Annotated in this window: 15 protein-coding genes; 6 read left to right on the forward strand and 9 right to left on the reverse strand. The window is 47.2% G+C overall.

Features of this window, described 5'->3' with window-relative positions:
• Positions 1 to 374: 374 nt before the first annotated feature.
• From H6G00_RS27570 to H6G00_RS36310, 4 genes are all read right to left on the reverse strand, one after another.
• Complete coding sequence (locus H6G00_RS27570; protein WP_190799178.1) at positions 375 to 1,160, reverse strand: peptidylprolyl isomerase; 786 nt, start codon at positions 1,158 to 1,160, stop codon at positions 375 to 377.
• A 101-nt stretch (positions 1,161 to 1,261) separates the two neighbouring features.
• Entirely contained in the window at positions 1,262 to 2,026 is a 765-nt protein-coding gene (locus tag H6G00_RS27575; RefSeq protein WP_190799179.1) for a pre-peptidase C-terminal domain-containing protein, read from the reverse strand.
• A gap of 329 nt (positions 2,027 to 2,355) precedes the next feature.
• A complete protein-coding gene (locus H6G00_RS27580) occupies positions 2,356 to 5,211 on the reverse strand; it encodes an FG-GAP-like repeat-containing protein (RefSeq protein ID WP_190799180.1) in 2,856 nt (951 codons plus the stop codon).
• Positions 5,212 to 5,331: 120 nt separating this feature from the next.
• On the reverse strand, positions 5,332 to 5,457 hold the full coding sequence (locus H6G00_RS36310) for a hypothetical protein (RefSeq protein ID WP_277881983.1): 126 nt from the start codon (positions 5,455 to 5,457) through the stop codon (positions 5,332 to 5,334).
• Between the two features lie 466 nt (positions 5,458 to 5,923).
• Between H6G00_RS36310 and H6G00_RS27585 the strand changes: the two genes are divergently transcribed.
• From H6G00_RS27585 to H6G00_RS27600, 4 genes are all read left to right on the forward strand, one after another.
• A complete protein-coding gene (locus H6G00_RS27585) occupies positions 5,924 to 6,589 on the forward strand; it encodes a sigma-70 family RNA polymerase sigma factor (RefSeq protein WP_190799181.1) in 666 nt (221 codons plus the stop codon).
• A gap of 84 nt (positions 6,590 to 6,673) precedes the next feature.
• Positions 6,674 to 7,663 carry a DUF1822 family protein gene (locus tag H6G00_RS27590; RefSeq protein ID WP_190799182.1) on the forward strand — a complete coding sequence of 330 codons (990 nt, stop codon included), beginning with the start codon at positions 6,674 to 6,676 and terminating at the stop codon, positions 7,661 to 7,663.
• Positions 7,664 to 7,684: 21 nt separating this feature from the next.
• Positions 7,685 to 10,075, forward strand: coding sequence for a CHASE2 domain-containing protein (locus H6G00_RS27595; RefSeq protein WP_190799183.1), 2,391 nt, complete (start codon positions 7,685 to 7,687; stop codon positions 10,073 to 10,075).
• A 26-nt stretch (positions 10,076 to 10,101) separates the two neighbouring features.
• The gene (locus H6G00_RS27600) at positions 10,102 to 10,851 is read left to right on the forward strand and encodes a DUF928 domain-containing protein (RefSeq protein WP_190799184.1); all 750 of its coding nucleotides are present in this window, start codon (positions 10,102 to 10,104) and stop codon (positions 10,849 to 10,851) included.
• A gap of 101 nt (positions 10,852 to 10,952) precedes the next feature.
• Here the strand turns inward: H6G00_RS27600 and H6G00_RS36850 are convergent, their stop codons facing one another.
• Together H6G00_RS36850 and H6G00_RS36315 are read right to left on the reverse strand one after the other, a co-directional pair.
• Positions 10,953 to 13,643 (reverse strand): CHAT domain-containing protein, encoded by a 2,691-nt coding sequence (locus H6G00_RS36850; RefSeq protein ID WP_199318748.1) that lies wholly within the window; start codon positions 13,641 to 13,643, stop codon positions 10,953 to 10,955.
• A gap of 314 nt (positions 13,644 to 13,957) precedes the next feature.
• A complete protein-coding gene (locus H6G00_RS36315; protein WP_277881984.1) occupies positions 13,958 to 14,080 on the reverse strand; it encodes a hypothetical protein in 123 nt (40 codons plus the stop codon).
• A 626-nt stretch (positions 14,081 to 14,706) separates the two neighbouring features.
• Between H6G00_RS36315 and H6G00_RS27610 the strand changes: the two genes are divergently transcribed.
• On the forward strand, positions 14,707 to 15,237 hold the full coding sequence (locus H6G00_RS27610) for an outer membrane beta-barrel protein (protein WP_190644317.1): 531 nt from the start codon (positions 14,707 to 14,709) through the stop codon (positions 15,235 to 15,237).
• Between the two features lie 413 nt (positions 15,238 to 15,650).
• Positions 15,651 to 17,567, forward strand: coding sequence for a sulfite reductase, ferredoxin dependent (gene sir, locus H6G00_RS27615; protein WP_190799185.1), 1,917 nt, complete (start codon positions 15,651 to 15,653; stop codon positions 17,565 to 17,567).
• A gap of 105 nt (positions 17,568 to 17,672) precedes the next feature.
• On the opposite strand, the gene H6G00_RS27620 is transcribed toward sir, so the two are convergent.
• The 3 genes from H6G00_RS27620 to hpsE (H6G00_RS27630) form a co-directional block, all read right to left on the reverse strand.
• Positions 17,673 to 18,527 carry a 2OG-Fe(II) oxygenase gene (locus H6G00_RS27620; protein WP_190799186.1) on the reverse strand — a complete coding sequence of 285 codons (855 nt, stop codon included), beginning with the start codon at positions 18,525 to 18,527 and terminating at the stop codon, positions 17,673 to 17,675.
• Positions 18,528 to 18,629: 102 nt separating this feature from the next.
• Positions 18,630 to 19,598 (reverse strand): hormogonium polysaccharide biosynthesis glycosyltransferase HpsE, encoded by a 969-nt coding sequence (hpsE, locus tag H6G00_RS27625; protein WP_190799187.1) that lies wholly within the window; start codon positions 19,596 to 19,598, stop codon positions 18,630 to 18,632.
• Positions 19,599 to 19,710: 112 nt separating this feature from the next.
• The gene (gene hpsE, locus H6G00_RS27630) at positions 19,711 to 20,661 is read right to left on the reverse strand and encodes a hormogonium polysaccharide biosynthesis glycosyltransferase HpsE (RefSeq protein ID WP_190799188.1); all 951 of its coding nucleotides are present in this window, start codon (positions 20,659 to 20,661) and stop codon (positions 19,711 to 19,713) included.
• Positions 20,662 to 20,794: the final 133 nt, after the last annotated feature.

Below are 20,794 nucleotides of genomic sequence, written 5' to 3' on the forward strand. Positions count from 1 at the left end.
TACGCTTGATGGGTTGCGTCAGCAGTTGCGAGAACGTCTGGCAGCACTCACTCCTGAAGTGATTGCATCGATTACCGCTCGTCCCTCTATCTTGGAAGCTTTATCTGTCGCCGGAATTTAGAGAATTGGTATTATTTGTTTAACTCTAAAGGAAGAATATAATTCCCAAATAGAGCTAGAACCCTGTACCACCAGTTTGTCTAGCTCTAAAGGGAATGGACACTAATTGTTTAAAAATGGACAAATAACTGTTTAAAGGACATAAAGCATTAAAAGTGTTCCTTGAATGATTGTTGTAACTGACGTTCAGAAATAGAACGTTAAATCTTTGAAGAAGTATGTTTCTGAGAAATATTTGTTTCTGATTGTTCAACTCATGCTACTGCTAAGTTTTTTGTTGCATCATTAGGATTGTCTGATGTAACTCCCATCCAGATCCGTTCTTGGTAAGGGAGTTGACGGAGCTGTTCCTGAAACCAAGATTCAAATTTTTCTTGAAGCAATCGCTGGCGCATAGCGTCGTCTAATTCTGCCGGAATAAATTTCTCGACACGCACAATCACTTGCCATTCTCCAAAAGGCACAGGTGACTGAACTTTATTAACTGGACTTGTATAAAGCAGTTCTGCCAGGTTCGGATGCAGCTTACCTAATTCAACTGGTCCCATCAGTCCGCTGGTGTAAGCCTCTGGTCCTTCAGAGTATTCGCGAGCAAGTTCAGCAAAGGATTGCTCTCCTTCTTGAATACGAAAGTAGAGTTCGTTCGCAAGTCCTCGATCACTAACTCGCATGAATGAATAAACTACCTGATCTAGCTGCATTTTGCGCTTGAGAAAGCAAGACCCAACCGTATGTCCCCAAGACAATCGTTTGAATTTTTCAATCCTCAGCTTTCGTGTTGCCAGTTTTTCAAATTGTTCCTGACTTAATCTGTAGTGCGATCGCCAAGTTTGCCTTTGGCTTTCAGAAATGAGTCCCCATTGCTGATAAAGCTCTTGGCACGCTTGAGTTGTTTCTTCCGATGTACAGTGAATTGTTTTGATCGCCTGCTCGATAATGCTTTCGCAAATAAGCTGAGGGATAATTTGATAGCAAGCCAACAAAGGGACGATGTTCTCGCTTGTCAGTGTAGAATACCCGATTTGTAGAACGGCAGTCATAGAAGGAACACCTTATAAAGGGGCTGTATTGTAAGCACTACTACGCAATTGACGCTAACCACCAATCCTCAAATTTGAGGATTGGTGGTTAGCGCTAGTGGTTAAGCTACGTCAAAGGTGAGCTGATAGTCTGTGTTGCCAGAGTATTGATAGACTTGAAGAAAATAATTCACACCAGTCCTAAGCTGACCGGCTGAAATCGAATCCATGGAACTGCCGCCGTTGGTTGAGGAAGCAATGACCTCACCCTCATCAACAATACGGTTGCGGTTGCGGTCTTGAATGACACGGATGTCTGCATCATCGCTGAGCCCGGAAAGGTTGATACTATCGAGGCGATAATTACGGCTTAGCTTGAAGGAATAAACATCTGCTGTATCGCTATCCCCAACTGCGTCACTGTAGGTTTGATCTCTAACTACTGTTCCGGCATGACCAACTGTGAATTCTTTAGGAAGAAGGTTGCTCGGCGAGGCTGTTGGAGAAGGTGAGGTGGCAGACAAGTCTAGATCATAGGTGACGGTGCCTGAGCTACCTAGAGCATAACGCTCAACTCTAGCGAAGTAAGTGCCTGCATTGGCTCGAACATTAATTGCATCATCCAGGTTAGAGCTGTTGACGGAGCTCGCAATTTCTTCGTCTAAAACAACTCCGTTCCGGATATCTAAGCGACCATTTCTATTGGAATCTCGATATAGGCGTAAATCAGCATCATCCCCAAAACTGATCTCATTGAGAGACAAGTTGATATTGCTGGTGCCTGTGAGTCTGAACTTATAAACATCGGTAGGGTCACTTGTAGTTAAAGTCGAGTCATTTTTGCTTCTGGGTGTGCTGCGCAAAGTGCCAAGATTGGATGTAGACATTTTTTCTCCTTTGTGTAGTGACATGCGATTGCTCCTGACCAGTAGGATGAATCGCTTTTCTATACCTGTTACTGCGTTGCTCAAAATCACTTTTCGCACTCTGGTGGAATAATTTACATATCTAAACCTAGGGAATGAGAAGCAATATCCTGTTGGGGAGACTGCTGATATCAGCTCGTCATCGTTTACCCTTTGGAGGAGCCGCTTCTTAACAAGAAAAATGCAGAGACTTTTAGATCTCTGCAAATGAGCAACGTACTTGCTGGAAGTGTTAATTGTGTAGAGAAATGTTTAATTTCTGTATTACTTCCAACATGGTTATTGAAAAACTAGAGAGCTACAAAGTCTGCTTGAGTGATTGATCTGGCGCTAATGCCTCGAAGTTGAGCGATCGCACCATTGATATCTGAAATTAGGACTTGATTCCTAAGTTGAGTGATAGTCAAATCTTCATACTTTAAGCCGTTGGATAAGCCGAGGAAGTCTAGTCGATTCTCGAAGTCAATAATTTTGTCAGTTCCCGACCTCGATTGCAGCACAAAGATGTCTGAATTTAGACCACCCTTCATCACGTCTTGTCCTATCCCACCCTTAAGTCTGTCTTGTCCTGCGCCGCCACTTAAAAAGTCATTATGTCTGCCGCCATTCAAACTATCATTGCCAGCAGCTCCCAACAAATGGTCATTGCCAGCACCACCGTTGATTAAGTCATCTCCCAATCTGCCAGAAACGCGATCGCTTCCTGCAAGTGCTTCGATGTGGTCAGGTGCTCTCGTTCCTGTTGCAGTATCATCAAATCGGGTTAGCCGAATTAGGTTATATATAGTTAACTCAAACGTGTCGCTCGTAGATAGACCGGTATTATCTGTTGCTGTAACGGTGATGTCGTATTGTCCAGCAGCGGTAGCAACCCCATCAATAAGACCTGCCCCAGCATTAATCTCTAATCCATCCGGCAAACCATTAGCAGAGTAAGTTAGAGTATCACCTGCATCAACCTCGTTAAAGTAGTCACTGACTTGTAACGTAAATTCACTCACCGTGTTAGTGGTTAAATCTGCAAATGGTTGAACGAGTCTCGGTGGAATAAGCACGTCGAACTCAACCACGGTGTAGTTTGTACCAACGATAATCTCAACTCGTCCATTCCCATCGGTGTCGGCAACCAACAGACTGTTTGTATTGCCCACTGATGTACCTAATAGATCACTTTGCCAGATGATAGCTGATTGCTCAAAGCTGTAGATACCCACTGAGGTACCATTACTATAGACCAGTTCAATATCACCATCTTTATCAACATCAGAGGTTTGCAACCCAGTAATGGCAGTCGAACTGATTTGGAAATTATCTACGGTTTGATACGTTTGTCCATCTATCGCCAACACCTGTCCGTCGTTAAGACCCACCAAGATTTCTTGTGTTCCATCCTGGTCAGGATCATACAGATGGACGCTTGAAACACCACTAAATGAACTTTGCCATTGTTGATGAGTCACTCCATCGAACACAAAGAGGTGATTATTGACAGCAACGATCTCTTGTGCTGCATCGCCGTCCAGATTAGCAACTTCAATTTCAGAAACAGCTGACCAGTAGTCTCCTAAATTAATACTGTTCCATTCAACGGCTCCAGTTGCGCCATCCAAAATGTAGGTATACACCCCGGGGGCACCTGTATGCTCTCTGGAACCCCCCGCAATAATTTCAGTTGTGCCATCGTTGTCAACATCAGCGATCGCCAGTGACCTTATCGGAGCGCCTTCATCATAGAAATAGGAATGCCTGATTTCTTTTGTGATGCCGTCAATGACATAAATGGCTCCGTCATATAGGCGATCGGTGGCGACGACAATTTCTTGCGTACCATCGTTATTAACATCGCCGATTTGCACATCGTGAATTCCAGTCCAAGCCGTTCCTCCAAATAAATTGGTTTGATCCCACTCAGGCGTATGGCTTTGTGCATCCCAAACTGCGACCATGCCATCCCCATAACCACTATTACTCCGAAGCGAAGCAAAGACAATTTCTAGTTGTCCATCGCTATCCACATCACCAATATCCATCGCATGAAAGGGGCCATCAACGTGCTGGCTCTTCCACTCTAGAGATTGCGTCGAGATGTCATGGACATAAAGATGATCTGGTCCTGTTGAGGTTGCCCCAGATCCCCAAAAAAGCTCCAGGGTTCCATCTCCATCCACATCGACTACAGCAATATTAGTAACCCCATGTTCAGGGTTGTCAATTGCCCATTGCTCAGTGCGGCTGATCACGTCATAAGCGTAAATCTTACCGAATTGACCATCACCGTAAAGAATTTCATCAACTCCATCATTGTCAATATCTGTAACCAGAAGGGCATCAATGTCCTGCCTGGTGGTGATTTGCCATTTGGGAGATTGAATGTCTGCATCAAAAACCGTAATGTAGTTCCAAGGAGCTGCTCCGATGATTTCTTGAATTCCGTCTGCATCAACATCTGAGAGTTCAACTGACTGTCCAAAGTCTCCCCCAGCATAATCCCACTGGACGCTAGTGTTGGAACCGTTGACTTCCAAGACCAAACCGCTGGATAAAACAATTTCGTTAGCTGCATCTGAGTCTACATTGCCGATCTCGAAGTCGGTGGAAGCATAATTCAGTTGCAGGTCGAGCGCGAGGGAACTGGCATTGTAAATGTAGATATGGTTGTCATCAGCAATGACGATGTCCTTGATAGAGTCGTTATTTGCATCAGCATACAGGATGTGATGAATCGCGCTATTAGACGGATTGAGGGTTTTGATGGATTGAAGTGAGCTGCCATCATAGATTGCAACATCCCCATTTCCTAGTCCTGTAAAGATGCTGTAGATGCCATCTGCGTCTGTGTCAAACGCCGCGATCGCTGACACTTTGTCTGGATATAAGCTACTGGTCCACTGTCTGTTATACCCATTAGGGTTTGAGATCGGGTCTAACACATACCAAAAATCGTTGGTGCCAAAGGTTGTGAGTGACCCACCAGCAATGATTTCCGTGATTCCGTCGTTGTCAATGTCTGCTGTAATCAGCCCACTACTACCAATTCCATTACCAAAAACACTGTACTTCCAATCCTCTGTCAAATTTGATGTGGTTTGATTACTCAACTCAGAAGCAGCTGAAACTGAAAACGTTTCCGAATTATGCTGAGACATATGCTTTCCTTAAGCCAGGTAAATTGCGGGTAGCAGCAAATCTGCTCAAACAACCCTTTAAAGGAAAGAGTGAGCAGAGGGTATGCCTAGTGCTACTCATCGAACTTAGACATCACAAAGCTAAAGAATTTTGGCGTTTAAAGCCACTCCTACCTCGACAAAACCGACCTGTGTCGGTTCTTTGACCTTTGACTTCTGATAGTCTGCCGATGCGGACTGGTTCTTGTAGCGTTCGACCGATCTCATTCTGGAATCTGCGAATAAATTCGCCAATCTCCTAACCCTGGTTGATATTATCTACATTGGGTTTGAAGAGTTGATGCAACCTGGATTTGAATAAATTTTACCAAGCCATAGCCCCCTTCCCTATCACCTTTACGGGTGCTAAGGTGGGGCAGCTAACCGAATGACGTAGCGGGTCCAAGATGTTGATTTTTTAAGGTCGGGCGAAGCAAAGTAGAACTCGTGAATAGTGTGAGGGAGTCACTACTAGACAAAGAGCGATGTGGAGCAGTTCCACTTTGAGGCGATCGCCTCTTGAGCATGAACAGCACTTGAAAAGCGGCTATCGCTTAGTGAAGAGGCTTAGCTTCTTGAGCTACTGAATTCGTGTACTAAATTTTGTAATGAAGAAGCGCAGTTACCTGGAATACTGCGTATTACAGAAGAGGAGTTATCAATGCCCCAAACCCCTCTCCCTGACTGATTTAATATGAAGGATTTAGATGAAACGCTTCGCCAGCTCGTTGCCGAAGCCTGTACTCATCCTCCTAAAAGCGTTGACCGCCAACGGGCACTGCAGGAGATTTATCGGTTAGTAATGAAGTCGGGCAAACTTTGGAGAGAATACACTCCCTACTATGCAGATGCTCTTCAGCAGATGTGGGAGTATTGCTGCCAGCATTTGGAAGAATATGATCCAACGTTGAGTGGAGTGATCACCTGGTTAGATAATTATCTGAAGAAGCAACTGCGGTTATTTCGCGATCGCCGAAGTCGAGACTACAAGCGACGTGCAGGCGTAGAGCAAACAGAGCAAGGAAATTTTGTAGATCCAGTCGATCGACTTCCAGCACGCCCTGAACTGGAACCAACGCTCGACGTTTGGGAGAAGACGATGAACTGGGTTCAAACTGATCCGCAGGGGATATTGCAAGCAACTTGTTTTAGAAAACGAGCTGACATCAATGCTCAAACCTTGTTCCTGATGCGGTTTCCATCAGAGACCTCTTGGCAAGTCATCGCCGATCGCTTTCACCTTACTCCTGCTGAAGCTAAGGATTTACCCAAGTTTTATAATCGCCGTTGCCTGCCGCTGCTGCGAAATTTTGGTATCTCGCAAGGATATCTAGATGAGGAGGAGAGTAGTCATCGCTGAAACTTTCACAAAAGTATAAGTTGATGCTGATACTGCGTGACCACGACGACTCTTGACTACTCGCCAATTGCTAAGAGGGGAACTATGAATTACGATCTTGGGGCTTTCGATGATGCTGGAGTACCTGTCCTAATTACCCAGGAGGCCCACCAACTCGCACAAGGATTTGCCAAACAGCAGCCTACGCCAACCAAAGCCGATCAGGTTTATCTCAATACACTGGCGGTTTGCGCGGTGAATAACTACCTCAAAATTTTGGAGGTTTCTGCAAATTTGTCAGGATGCGACAGTTGGAATCCACTGATGCGATCGGTAATTAATGCAGCGGATCTAAACATTGTTGGGGTGGGGCGGTTGGAGTGTCGTCCGCTCTCACTGGCTGGACTCGAAGACCCTGACCCAGTTTGCCACGTTCCCACTGAGGTGCAGGAAGATCGAATTGGATATGTTGTGGTGGGCATTGATGACCATCGTCAGGAGGCAACCCTTCTAGGCTTTGTCGATCAGGTTGAGACAGAAGAATTGCCGCTGCGTCAGTTGCGATCGCTCTCTGAACTACCTACTTACCTGCACTCGTTAACTTCACGTCAAGACCCATTACAAGGCGTGACGCGGTTAAGTCAGTGGTTAGATGGCTTGATTGAGGCAGGATGGCGATCGCTGGATGACCTGTTAGGGCTACAACCCCTAGCAGTACAATGGCGCAGTGCAACGCCAGAGGCAGAGGAGACATCTGATACATCTGCGATCGCACGAGGCAAACTGTTAAGCTTCAGCGATTTACCTGATGAACAGGTCGCCCTGATCTTGAAGATTACTCCAGAGGCAGACTCATCAGAGGCAGACTCATCACATACCGTTACTGTTCATGTTTGCCCAACAGCCGATCACCCACATCTTCCAGCAACGCTGCGGGTGATGATTTTAGACAATGAAGGTTCAATCATCATGCAGTCTGATGCCCGAGCAGATAACCGACTGATTGAACTGGAATTTAGCGGTGATGTTGGAGATGCGTTTAGTGTCAAAGTGGAGCTAGCGGATCAAAACAAGGTCGAGTCCTTCGTGATTTGAGTGAGATAGCAAGGAACCGTCATGAGTAAGCTCGTGGTTCTGAAATTGGATGGTGACCTGGAACAGCAAGGATTCCGGATTACGTTGGAGATTGGGCAGGAGGGACAATATCCCGATACTGCAACGAGTGGAGCGCTTCCGCCCAACCCAGAGTTAGCTGCCCAACTCGCGCAATGGCAAACTCATTATCATCGTCTATCGGCTCCCTATCGCGCACTTAAACCTCGGCAGATCCGCTACGACGGCTCCCTCCACCCAATTGAAGCCTGTCTCCAATCGGCAAAGACGCTAGAAAAACACTTGAGATTGTGGTTGCAATCCAATTCGTTTCGAGAAATTGATAATCAATTGCGTCAGGCATTGGTTCAAGAGGAACGGATTCGAATTTTGCTTCGCACTGACGATCAGCAGTTGCATCAGCTTCCCTGGCATGTGTGGGATGTGGTTGAGCAATATCCAAAGGCAGAGGTTGCGTTGGGTGCGCCCAAGTTTCGCCGTCCCCTGACTCAACTCACCCGTTCTGCGTCTACAACGAGTGGAGTGAGAATACTGGCTATCTTAGGCGATCGCTCTAACATTAATGTCGAAGCTGATCAACAAATGCTGACTGAGCTACCAGGAGCTAACCTGACGTTTTTGGTAGAACCGGCTCGACGAGTGCTGCACAACCACCTGTGTGAACAGCCTTGGGACATTCTCTTCTTTGCTGGGCACAGCGAGACCACGGAAGATGGCGAGGGGTGGATCAAGCTCAACCCTGACGTGAGTCTGACCATTGAGGAACTGAAGTATGGGGTTAATCGGGCGATCGCCCACGGTTTGCAGTTTGCTATCTTTAACTCCTGCGATGGGTTGGGCTTAGCCCATGCGCTTGAGGAACTGCAACTGCCCCAAATGATCGTGATGCGGCAGCCTATCCCTGATCCGGTTGCTCAAGACTTTCTCAAGTATTTTTTGAAAACCTTTGCTGGAGGGGAGCCATTCTATTTAGCAGAAAGAGAAGCCCGTGAGCGATTACAGAGCTTAGAGGATCAGTTCCCCTGTGCCAGTTGGCTACCCGTCATTTATCAGCATCCAGCAGCAATTCCGATGACCTGGCAACAGCTATGTCGGAATGAACCAGAAGAAGAGCAGTCAAAGCTCAAAACTCCAAACTCTAAGTTAAAAACACCCCTTTCTACTTCCTTACAGAGACCACTTGGGCTGGTCTGCTTAAGCAGTGTGACAGTTACGGCTCTCGTTATGGGGTTACGGTGGTTTGGCTGGCTGCAACCGTGGGAATTGCAAAGCTACGATCGCTTGTTGCGACAGCGCCCGGCTGAGCTACCTGACTCTCGCATTTTATTGGTTGGGGCAGACGAACGAGATTTGCAGCAGTATGGCTTTCCAGTACCCGATGCAGTGTTAGCTCAAGTGATTGAGAAACTAGGGCACCATCGTCCAGCAGCAATCGGCATTGATATCTATCGCGATCGCCCCGTTTTACCGGGGCATGAATCCTTTGTTGCCGAGTTGCAGTCTAATCCAAATGTCATCCCCGTGTGTACCTGGGGAACAGATGAAACCCAGGCGATCGCCCCTCCTCCTGATAGCCCTGTGGAGCAGATTGGTTTTGCAGACTTAGAACTGGATGCAGCGGATGCAGTGGTGCGACGGCATGTATTGTCGCGATCGCCCAACCCGATTTCGCTTCTATCTCCCTGCACCACACCCTATTCTTTTAGCCTGCAACTGGTGTTTAACTATCTCGATCGACAAATCCCAGCAATTCCTCCAACTTTGACAGCAGAACAGGACTGGCAGTTTGACACAACAATCATTCGACGTTTAACCCCTCGCACGGGTGGATATCAAAACCTGGATGCGCGCGGCAATCAGATTTTGATCAACTATCGAGCCACCGCCGAAATTGCCCAACAGATTTCAATTACGGCTCTCCTTCAAGATCAAATTGACCCCAGTTGGATTCGCGATCGCGTAGTCTTAGTTGGCGTAACAGCCGCAAGTGTTCAAGATGATCAGTCCACACCCTATGGCAGAATGCGGGGGTTACACATCCATGCGCATATTGTCAGTCAACTGCTAGACACTATTTTGGGCGACTACTCTAAAGTGGATGCTTCGCATCGTCCTTTAATTCAAGCAATGCCTCAATGGGCTGATGCCCTTTGGGTGCTGGGGTGGACCCTCGTGGGAGGAGTATTGGTTTGGCATTTGCGGGTTCATCCTACTGGCATTCCCATTTTGTTGAATTTGACAATTGGGTTTGGAGTTGCCGTCGGAGTATTATACGGCTCGTGCTGGTTTGCACTGGTTCAGGGGCTTTGGCTGCCACTGATTCCGGGGGTTTTAGCGCTTGGAATAACAGGAGGTGTGATGCTTGTCTTAACGCCAGGTTCTGTCGTGCAGTAGGATTTGTCGAGGTTCATTGAATCCATATGGTTAATCAATTACTGATAAAACGTTTCAAAATTGGAGTGTTAGTAATTAGCCTCATACTCACTCCAAATGCCGGATGGACTCAAACGAGGCTAGAAGCAGAAACTTCTTACCCACACCATGCTGAAGTTAACCCTTCTAGAGTAGCAACGCGCCCCAGACCGCGCCCCATAACAGGTACTCCAGATGGCAGTCGTACCGGAGGAGGAACTCGTCCTGGGGAATCCGCGAGTCAGTGTAGGCAAACCACTCATCCACCCACCGCTCTTGTGCCCGAAGATGGAAAAGGGGCAACAGCAATGGAGTCTCCAGTGGTCTGGTTTTACATGCCTTACACAAATCAGGATGTGACTACCGTTGAGTTTTCAGTGCATGATCGCAATGAGACGACCACCCTGTATCGCTCCTCGATTCAACTGGCAGATGTACCAGGAGTGATGGGAATCACTATTCCGATCGCTTTGGAAATGGAGGAAGCCTATCAGTGGAAATTAATGATTAATTGTGGCTCTGAGGGCTATGGACACAGAGATTTCGCTCTGGATGGTTGGATTACGCGAACCACTCCTGACCCTGCATTTGAATGGAATGGAGTTTGGTATGACGCACTAACGGAATTGGCTACTCGTTATCGCTCTAATCTAGAAGACACTGCTGTTCGTACAGCCTGGGTTGACCTTTTGGAACAGGTTGGTTTAGCCGATCTAGCTTTAGACACGGTTGTGGATGCACAATTGCTGTCTAATTGAAGTCTACTCCCTTCCCGATTAAAGATTAGGTGCTAAAAGATCAGGGATGCCCCCCCGCGACGCGGGGGGGCATCCCTGATCTTTTAGTGGGAAAGGAGTAATTAAAGCCAGTTTCCTACCAATACATACGGTGCCCAAATATAGGGAGATCGATAGCCATATTCATTGAAGAGTGCAAGTTGAGCCTGGTGCAACGCTTCTGCTTTCGTCAGGGTGGACGGCGTGAGGCGGTTATAAAACTCTCCCATCAAAATAGCAGTAGAGGAATCGCTCACCTGCCACAGCGTAGACACGGTGCTGCGTGCCCCGGCGCGAACGGCGATTCCTGCTAACCCTAACGTTGCTCGTTCATCTCCCTGGGCAGTTTCACAGGCACTCAACACTAGCAATTCAATGAAGCTGGAGCGGTCTTGCAGGTCAGTGCGTAACAGGTCATTTAAGTCTTGGCTCTTTAGTAACTCGCTATAAGCCACAATAAAAGTTGCGTCTGGATCAGAGCTAAACTGCCCATGCGTTGCAACGTGAACGATGGAGAAGTCGCCGGAGTCAATTTGCTGTTGCAAGTTTGTTCTCGTAAATTCCTGATTCAATAGCAACTCGGTTGAAGCCACTGCCTCAATCTGCTGTAGCTCGTTTGTAACGTTTGCGAGGGGGCTAAAGGATTGTCCTTCGATTTGTCGCGCTTCACTGACCCCGGCTGTCAGCACCTCAAGGGAATTTCCTGAGGGAGGTTGGAGATCAACCAGTTGCAAGCTAGGAGCGATCGCCACAGCATAGGGTTTCTCAATCAAATAACGCTCCCCATCGTGAAGGACCGACATCGGAATGTTTCGCAGCGCTCCATCCAACACAAATACTAGAGTCTTCACCGTATTGGTGGCAGCGAGGTCTGCCTCTAGCGGACGAATGATCCAGTCGTAGACTTGAGTTGCCTTCTCAAGCAACATTTCAGGACGATTTCGAGCAACGATACTGGTTCGCAGATCGGTTAGGGTTTGTTCAACCTGATGTTGTGCGATCGCAGTGGTGTAATGCTGTAATGGTTGTCCTGGCAATCGATAGACGAGTTCTAACCGATCCTCCAGAATGATGGGATAGATGATCGCCGCTGTTGGATCAACGCGACCGATGCTATCGACTAAGGGTTCAGTTCCAAAGGGAGTTGTCGCTTGCACAACGGTGCAGCGCAAGAAGTTTTCGATCTCTGCCAGCTGTAATGCATCTATCACCTCAATTGCTTGCTTTAGCTCGTCTTGGCTCGGTTCACGACCCACTTCTGACTGCAATAGCAAACTCACCAAACGCCGATAGACTGGCTCGACGTTGCTGCGAAATGAAAATTGAACGTCGGAATTAATGGTCAACAAATCGCTGCGAACAGACTTTAGAGTTTCAAACGCCGCCGTGTAGGCAGCGATCGCTCCAGGGCGATCGCCCTGTTTTTCCAGCAGTCGTCCCATCTGCCACTCCCATCGATAGCGGATATCGGGAGCTTGAATCGTTTCTGTTTTCAAGAGCGCTTGTTGAGTCACAGCTTGAGCTTCTGACCACTGGCGGGTTAACTCGTACAGTTCTCCCAATTGTCCTAATGCAAAAGCTTCTGACCTAGAATCTTGCAGAGTGCGAGCCTGCTGAATGGCAGTTGCTAGCAATTGGGCAAGCTCACTCCAATCAGGCAAGGAAGGAGGGGGCTGTTCTAGCTCTGGTTGAGTAGTTTGCTGCAAGCAATCTGCCTGAGCAGAGTTAAGCTGCTGACGCAGGCAGATCAAGCTGCGGACTGCATTCAGAGTTGCAAACACAGTAGATCGCCCAGTCGGTAGACGGGTGAGATCAGGTTGAATCTGCAACCACAGTTCGGCAGCATCCGAAGTTTGCCCAGTTTCTGCCAGCAAGCTGAGTTGATTGAGCCTGGCTTGAATCTGATGAATCGGTAAGGTCGCTCTGCTAGCAGCTTGTTGATAGTGAGCGATCGCGTCCGTTTGATGCGGTTGTGCTTCATCTGCTTTGCCGATGGCGATCGCGCGATCGCTTAAAGCCCGGTTTGTGTTGCCCAGATCCAGCAAAATAGAGCTCGTGAGTGAAGGAAGATCGAGAGAAGTGGCGATCGCCAGGCTCTCTTGCAGCAGTTCGTGGGATTGGTTTAAGTAGCCTAAGCGTCGTTGAGCATTGCCGAGATACCACAGCCCCGTTGCTACCAAGGATGGCTCTAGAGGCTGTTGCTGCAACACCTCATAAACATTGCCTAGAGTTGCTTCGGCTTGCACACTCAACCCCAATGCCTGGAGCGCTTCGGCTTGATTAATCGAACTGAGAACCACCCCGCGAATATCGTTGGCTTGCTGATAAGCAAGCGTTGCTTGTCGCCAAGTGTCTAGAGCGTCATCAAAGCGCCCCCCAGACCAATGCAATCGACCCTGGGTATTCAAGGCTTTTGCAAATACTGCCAAGAATGGTTGAGTAGATGTATTGGATTGCTCAGACTGCAATAGGTTAAGACTGGTGGCGATCGCCTCTTCCGCCTCTTCCCAGCGTCCTAAATGCTGATACGCCACCGAGAGATTGCTTTGCACTAATGCCTGCCCTAGCTCATCATCCTGAGCCGTAAAGCCAGCTAATGCTTGATTCCAGACTTCAACCGCTGTCGCAAATTGCTCTTGCTCATAATAGTTAACCCCCGCCTGCAAAAGCTGTCGTGCATCAGCAGACAACGCGGGTCGATTGACAACCACCATAAAACTCAGGAGCGTGAGTAAGAAGAATGCAACCAGTCGGTGATATCGTCGCGTGATCACAGTTCACCTCTCCCGTATTACTTAGGGAATCTGGCAACTCGTTGAAGCTACTAAGTTATTGCCGTTCACAGACCGTCTTTGGATGATAGGTCAAAGTCTTTTAGAAGCGTTTTGAAACCATTGTGCCTATTTATCTCGCGCCGACCACACCCCTGATATCAGCATGAATAGCCCCCCTGCAAAGATGGCGATCGCAAACCCCGCTGAAATCGCGTCCATCCAATGAATTGCTTCCATTAGATATCCTCCTGATGATTCATTAACAAACAATTAATGAATCCTAGCTCAGTTCAAGGTAACTATACTGCGTTGACTTAACTCCTACACATCGAGTCTTGGGAAGACTTTAAACGGTTCATCTCAGTTGGGGCGATCGCCTGATTCGGCTGGGTAAAAAGCAAGTCATTTGTCTGCTGCATTGACCTGGGTGTAGCCACAAAACTCTGCTAGGAGAGTGTTCTCGGCATTACTAGCACCTGAAAGCATTTGAAAATAATTGCTCCATTGTACGATTCTTCTATTTTTGAAAGAGTTAGAGATTTATAGAGAAAAAAGATTTGTATTTTTCATAAAAATGTATTTGAAAGTTGCAACTAAACATTAGCTGAGGACGTAAAAGATTATGTTTTGTTCCCAAGCTATCAAAACCCTGTTTGGATTAAAGAGTGGACTTATCCTACTTTCAAATCACTGAATTGATTAAATAACTTCTTAGATAATTTCTATATATCTCGAACAAAATATTACTGACTTCGTTGCATTTTTTGAAACAAATTATGTGTGACAGTTAGAAAACAGACCATCACAACATCCTGTTCATTTTCCTAGGATTTAAAACAAGAATATATCCAGAGCAAAGTTGCTGTAAGCCCCACAAGTCTAATCTCGAAGCTACCGCTGCATGTTGAATCCATTGCAAGACGAGGCTTCTAGATTTATACAGCACTTTGTAATATCTCAAATTCGGGTGGCGAAAAAGTTGAGTTTTCTGGAACTATTACGTCGACTCTAACGACGCAAAATCTCAAAAAGAACAGCAAAGAAACTGCTGAAGGGAACGAACATGAAACTTTCATTGAAGTCTATCGCAACTTTTTCTGCATTATCTGCACTAGCAATTTCTCCAATTTTCCTCTCTGCTAATCCTGCTTCTGCTCAACCTGCTGGAATGGATGGAACCTACGTCGGTGGTGGTATCTCCGCAGGTGTCCTAGATGGTGGAAGCGATGAAGAGGGTTCCACATTTGGAGGCAACATTCAGGGACGTTTTGCTGTACCAAATGCGCCTGTTTCTTTACGCGGTGCGGTTCTATTTAGTGATGACACCAGTGCGATCATGCCAATCGTTTCTTACGATGTGCCTATCACAAATAACGCTAACGTTTACGCCGGAGCAGGCTATTCCTTTGTAGAGCAAGACGGTCAGGCAACCCCTCTTGGCAACCAGGATTCTGTCGTCTTGACGACAGGTGTTGAGGCTGAGGTCGTCCGAAATGTGGTGCTGTACGGCGACGCAAAGCTAGGTCTAGATGCTTATCAAGATAGCTCTAACCCAGCGCTCAGCTTCCAGTTTGGTGCTGGCTACCGATTCTAAGAATGCAACCCTTGAGGGTGTAACTTCCCAGGGTGCAACTACAACTAAGGGTGCAACTCCGAATCTAGTGAATCCTTTGAGTTAGGGAAAGGACGGGGAGAGAATTTAGTTCTCTCCCCATTTTTCTTAAAGATGGCGAATTGAATAACCTGCGTTATACCAATCCCAAAAATTAGGGCTCTAGATAGAAGGGCACCCCGTGGAGCAGCGTGCCCTTCTATCTAGAGCCTCTTTCTAGAGAGACGCTATAAGTTGTCTTAACTGGTGTGACAACAGCAGCATCTTCATAATTTGAAATTCTTTCTAACAATGGGAAAGGCTGATGTGAGAAGATGCGATGCTAAGATCGGAGGGGTGGATTCACCTTTATTCCGACCGGGAAACCGGAAATCAGTATCCTTTAGATCTTTGCAATGGTTAAAACTCCTGTTTCTCTACCTGCCACTGACCGTAAGTCTTCCAAAGTAGAAGGCCTTAAAGAACGCAGCCATGCACTGCGTGAGCCTGTCGCCACTGAGATCTCTCAGGATACAACCCATTTTAGTGAGGATGGGATACAGATCCTTAAGTTTCACGGTTCTTATCAGCAGGATAACCGCGATAATCGGGTCAAGGGACAGGAGAAAGATTATCAGTTCATGCTGCGGACTCGGAATCCTGGTGGTTTTATTCCACCGCAGCTTTATCTGGCGTTGGATGATCTGTCGAGCCAATATGGCAATCAAACGCTGAGGATCACAACACGGCAGGGAATTCAGCTTCATGGCATTCTCAAGAAGAATCTGAAGACGGCGATCGCCACCATTGTTCGCAACATGGGTTCAACCTTGGGGGCGTGTGGCGACGTTAGCCGCAACGTGATGTCTCCCCCTGCGCCTTACAAAGATCGCCCTGAATATGTTTACGCGCGTGAATATGCGGATCAGATTGCAGATTTGCTGACGCCCAGAACGGGCGCGTATTACGAAATCTGGCTAGACGGTGAGAAAGCGATTACGGCAGAACCCAATCCGGCGATCGCTGAGGCACTGGAACGTAACGGCAACGGCACCGTTTTTCATGACAACGAAGAGCCGCTCTATGGCACTTACTACATGCCGCGCAAGTTTAAGTGCAGCGTGACGGTGCCAGGAGACAATTCAATTGACCTCTATTCACAAGATGTCAGCCTGGTAGTGATGACCAATTCCCAGGGCGAACTGGAAGGCTTTAACGTGTTTGCGGGTGGCGGCATGGGACGCACTCACAACAAGGAAGAAACCTTTCCTCGCTTGGCTGACCCGATTGGCTATGTAGACAAAGCTGATGTCTACGACCTGATGAAGGCAATCGTGGCGACTCAGCGCGACTATGGCGATCGCTTTAACCGCCGTCACGCCCGAATGAAATATTTAATAGAAGATTGGGGCGTAGACAAGTTTCGCCAGGAAGTTGAGGGCTATTTTGGCAAGTCAATCCAACCGTTTAAACCGTTGCCAGAGTTCAAATATCTGGACTTTTTGGGTTGGCATGAGCAGGGCGACGGCAACCTGTTCTTGGGCATCTCGATTGACAATGGGCGAATTAAAGACGAAGGCACGTTTCAGCTTAAGTCGGCTCTGCGGGAGATTGAGGAACGATTCGCGCTGCCAATTCGCCTGACCGCAAATCATAACCTGGTGTTATATGAGATTAAGCCGTCTCAGCAGGTTGAAATTCAGGAAATTCTTCAACGCTGTGGCATTCAGCCGGAAACTGAGATCGATCCACTAGTACGTTACTCGATGGCTTGTCCGGCGTTGCCTACCTGCGGTCTGGCTACCGCTGAGTCAGAGCGGGTACTGCCTAGCGTTATGGAGCGAATTCGGACGTTGCTAGATAAGGTGGGCTTGGATCAGGAGCATTTTGTCGTGCGGATGACAGGTTGCCCCAATGGATGCGCTCGCCCTTATTTGGCAGAGTTAGGCTTTGTAGGACAGTCACCCGATACCTATCAACTGTGGCTAGGGGCTGACCCAAATCAAACTCGTCTGGCTGAGCTTTATCTGGACAAGCTGAATATCCAAAACCTGGAAGCTGCGCTAGAGCCGCTGTTGATCTACTTCAAGCAAGAGCGTCAGCAACGAGCAGAGCCGGAAAGTTTTGGCGATTTTTGCCATCGAGTTGGGTTTGACGCACTGCGGCAGTTTGCGGCTAGCTATGAGCCCAGAACGAGCAACAAATTGCGTCACCGGATTGGCATTAAGGATGAGGTGTACGTCAAGCTAAAGGCGATCGCCGCCCAGCAAGGTAAACCGATGACAGAGCTAGCGAATACGGCTATCGAGGCTTATTTACAGACCTTAAGCTGAACTGCGGAAGGCGATCGGTATTAAGTCGATAAAAAGTAGCGCAGTTAATCCCTGCGCTACTTATTTTTTGGGGGAAATAGCCGTTTTCCCCTACAGAAATCTCTTTTACAAATTGCTGAATTCTTTCCAGAAAATGCACTGTTTTTGGCGATCGGACAGAGATTTTGAGATAGTCAGTAACTCATCCTGACTCAGGATCGACTTGCAGGTTTCTGGATTTTTAGGCTTGCGGGAGGTGTAGGTAAAGAACATGGCAAGCCGTTCGGATTCGGTGGGCATTCTGCCTCGGTGAAATACACTGCAAGTGTCGGTAAAGACAACCGTTCCAGCGCCACCTGTGCAGCTTCTCCAATTAGACGATGGCACCGCTTTTTCTACAACATCATCTGGGACAAAACCATAGTTTCGCTTAAACACATTAGGAGGCGGTGTTAGCGACTTGGGAATATATTCATACGGGCCATTGTTCTCACCTACCTGGTTGAAGTAGACGATAATTTTTGCCATTCGCCGATCTTCAATATCGATGTGCCATTGGCGGGTACCTGCCTGCGAACCATCCGCCACATCTCGACGGAAAGAAACTCCATGGTAGGCAACGGGTAGCCCTAAATAATTTTCGATGATGCTGAGCAACCGCTCTTCTAAACCCCACAAAAACAGTCCAGGATACTGCATCAGCAGGGTTGAATCTGCGCGAGAGTAAGCTCTATTTTTCTTAGGAGGAATCTTTAGCAGTTCAGGGGCGATGTGACCTGCCGCATTCAATAAAGTGGATGTTGACGGAATGTCTAAATCAGTTAATGAAGTAATTACAGTTCCTTCTTGCTGAAGACCTTCAACAATTTGGCGATCGCCAGGTAAGATTGCTGGAAGCCTATCTACATATTTGGCTAAATCTGATTTGTAAGTTAGCTCAGATAAAGCTTGTGGAACCTTTTTGATCAGAGTGTTAAGCACGTAACCTTTCCTTTAAGTAAGGGATGAAAATAGTTGGGGCGATCGCCTCAAATTCGTTAGAGTTGTTTGACTTGTTTTAGCCAGCAAGACGTTAATTTAGAATCATGCCTTTTGAGTCTTCTTTGAGCTAGACATGAAGCAGTAAAAGGGACTGGCTAAACAGCTTAAGAAAAATGTCATTTCGCAAGCAGCAATCAAATCAGTTCTTACTTTCCCTCGATATTTCAACAGGTGAAGGATCACTCTACGAGAATTACCTAAGAGAATCTTGCTCACAATCACGGGTTTTTGCCAGCTTTTTGCTCCCACTAAACGAAGCTGACAAACACATAGTCCAGCGGTACGAATCAGCTTAAGCAGATTTTCTTTCTCCAAACGCTGTTTTGGAATTTGGTGATAGATATTCATCAGAGGGTTGTACCAAATTTCCCAATTTGCTCGATGCAAGTGTAGAGAAATCTCGAAGTCGTTGCCGCCTCTACCGGTGCGAACCAACTGTTTGGGCACGCTGTCCAACCAAGCCTGCCTGCGTACAACTAGCCCTGCTCCGGGAGGCAGACTGAGTTTTTCTGGCTCATACCGATGAGGTTTTGAGCCGCGTTTTTTAATTGCCAGAAATGATTGAATCCGCTCAAAGTTTTCGGGCGGTTCTACTTCAAAGTCACCGTGAATTTGCCCACCGAAAGCGCCTGCTGTGGGATGGGTTTGACCAAATTCATAAGCAGCAGCAACCCAGTCTTGAGTTGGTAAGGTGTCATCATCCAGGAAGCCAACAAACTCACCTTGAGCATTTTCTACGGCACACTGACGGGCAAATGCCAGCCCTTGTTTTACTTCAAAGCAGTACTTGAGAGTGGGACCTTGCCAATCAGCCTGATAGGACTGAACCACTTCTTTGGTATTGTCGCTGCTGTTATTATCGACAACTAGGATTTCCCAGGAAAAATCAGTGTTGATCTGCGATCGCAACCTTTCCAATACTTTAGACAAGCGATCGCCGCCATTATAAGTTGGGATTGCAACGGTAAAGCCAATCCCTGCGCCTTCCGGCTTACTATTTTCAGAAGTCATATCTTTCCCTGAAAGTTCTCAAAGCAGTGATTGTTGAAGTCGGTTTATCTTGCCAGCCAAAATTACTTCTAAGTAGAAGGCTCGAATTCCTGAAATAGATCAATTAGATCCGCTAGATCCGCAAAAGCCGCTTTCTCCATAGAAAGAATGGGCTAATGATGTTGCTGACCAAAAGCTCCATTTCACAGGCCGCGATCAGGTCATTCTTAATCACCTTTCGGTACTTAAGGAAATGCAAAACTAGTTTTCGTAGATCACTTGCTAGATACATTAAGAAGGCAAAAGGTCTCTGCCAAGCGGCAAAACTCAGCATCCGGATGTGATGGCTGCTCAACCCGATGCAGCGAAATACTGAAACCAGATAGTCTCTCTCTAGGCGCCAGTGGGGGATTTTGTGTTGAACCTGCATTTCAGGGTTGTACCACAGTTCCCAGCCTGCCTTCTGAATGTGCAGCACGACTTCTAAATCTTCACTGGCAAGTCCGGCTTCTTTACCTGTATTGTTCAGGAATAGACGTTTGGGAACGGACTCCAACCAGGCTTGCCTCAGCACAACCAGCCCGGCTCCAGGTGGAAACATGCGCTTCTCAGGTTGGTACAGTCGGGGTTTAGAACCTCGCTCGATAATAGCCAGGTAGCAGGCAATTCTCTTAAATTCTTCAGGAGGCGCGACTTCGTAGTCTCCTTGAATGCGACTGCCAAAGGCTCCTGCTTCGGGATGAGTTTCGCCAAAGGCGTAAGCTGCTGCGACCCAATTGGGAGCGGGCACGTTGTCATCATCCAAAAAACCGATGTAGGTTCCTTTTGCTTCTGTAACGGCTCGTTGCCGGGCAAAAGAGGCTCCTTGACGAGGTTCTAGACAGTACCTTAGCGGACAGTGAGCGGGCCATTCCGCCTGATAGTCCTGAACGACTTTGGCAGTATTGTCTTTGCTGTTGTTGTCTACAACAATGACTTCCCAGGAGAGATTGTCCAGGTCAATCTGCGATCGCAATCGCTCTAGCACGTCTGGCAAACGCTCTTCGCCATTGTACGTAGGAATCGCTACCGTGAAATCAACCATAATTTTAAGCAGATAGTGAATATTAGCGGTTACGTTAATTCAATTAAGAGCTGCAAAATTTTCAGCCTATTTGCAGACACTAAGTCAGAGTTCCTTGACCAGTTTTCATAAGTCAGATAGTAGCGAATGCGAG

The sequence above is a fragment of the Leptolyngbya sp. FACHB-541 genome (assembly GCF_014695875.1).
Classification (GTDB): Bacteria; Cyanobacteriota; Cyanobacteriia; order Elainellales; family Elainellaceae; genus JAAUTN01.

What these genes read in the sequence shown, in the direction of transcription:
- H6G00_RS27570 (WP_190799178.1), bottom strand. Translation starts at nt 1,160, where the DNA reads ATGACTGCCGTTCTACAAATCGGGTATTCTACACTGACAAGCGAGAAC.
- H6G00_RS27575 (WP_190799179.1), bottom strand. Translation starts at nt 2,026, where the DNA reads ATGTCTACATCCAATCTTGGCACTTTGCGCAGCACACCCAGAAGCAAA.
- H6G00_RS27580 (WP_190799180.1), bottom strand. Translation starts at nt 5,211, where the DNA reads ATGTCTCAGCATAATTCGGAAACGTTTTCAGTTTCAGCTGCTTCTGAG.
- H6G00_RS36310 (WP_277881983.1), bottom strand. Translation starts at nt 5,457, where the DNA reads ATGAGATCGGTCGAACGCTACAAGAACCAGTCCGCATCGGCAGACTAT.
- H6G00_RS27585 (WP_190799181.1), top strand. Translation starts at nt 5,924, where the DNA reads ATGAAGGATTTAGATGAAACGCTTCGCCAGCTCGTTGCCGAAGCCTGT.
- H6G00_RS27590 (WP_190799182.1), top strand. Translation starts at nt 6,674, where the DNA reads ATGAATTACGATCTTGGGGCTTTCGATGATGCTGGAGTACCTGTCCTA.
- H6G00_RS27595 (WP_190799183.1), top strand. Translation starts at nt 7,685, where the DNA reads ATGAGTAAGCTCGTGGTTCTGAAATTGGATGGTGACCTGGAACAGCAA.
- H6G00_RS27600 (WP_190799184.1), top strand. Translation starts at nt 10,102, where the DNA reads ATGGTTAATCAATTACTGATAAAACGTTTCAAAATTGGAGTGTTAGTA.
- H6G00_RS27610 (WP_190644317.1), top strand. Translation starts at nt 14,707, where the DNA reads ATGAAACTTTCATTGAAGTCTATCGCAACTTTTTCTGCATTATCTGCA.
- sir (WP_190799185.1), top strand. Translation starts at nt 15,651, where the DNA reads ATGGTTAAAACTCCTGTTTCTCTACCTGCCACTGACCGTAAGTCTTCC.
- hpsE (WP_190799187.1), bottom strand. Translation starts at nt 19,598, where the DNA reads ATGACTTCTGAAAATAGTAAGCCGGAAGGCGCAGGGATTGGCTTTACC.
- hpsE (WP_190799188.1), bottom strand. Translation starts at nt 20,661, where the DNA reads ATGGTTGATTTCACGGTAGCGATTCCTACGTACAATGGCGAAGAGCGT.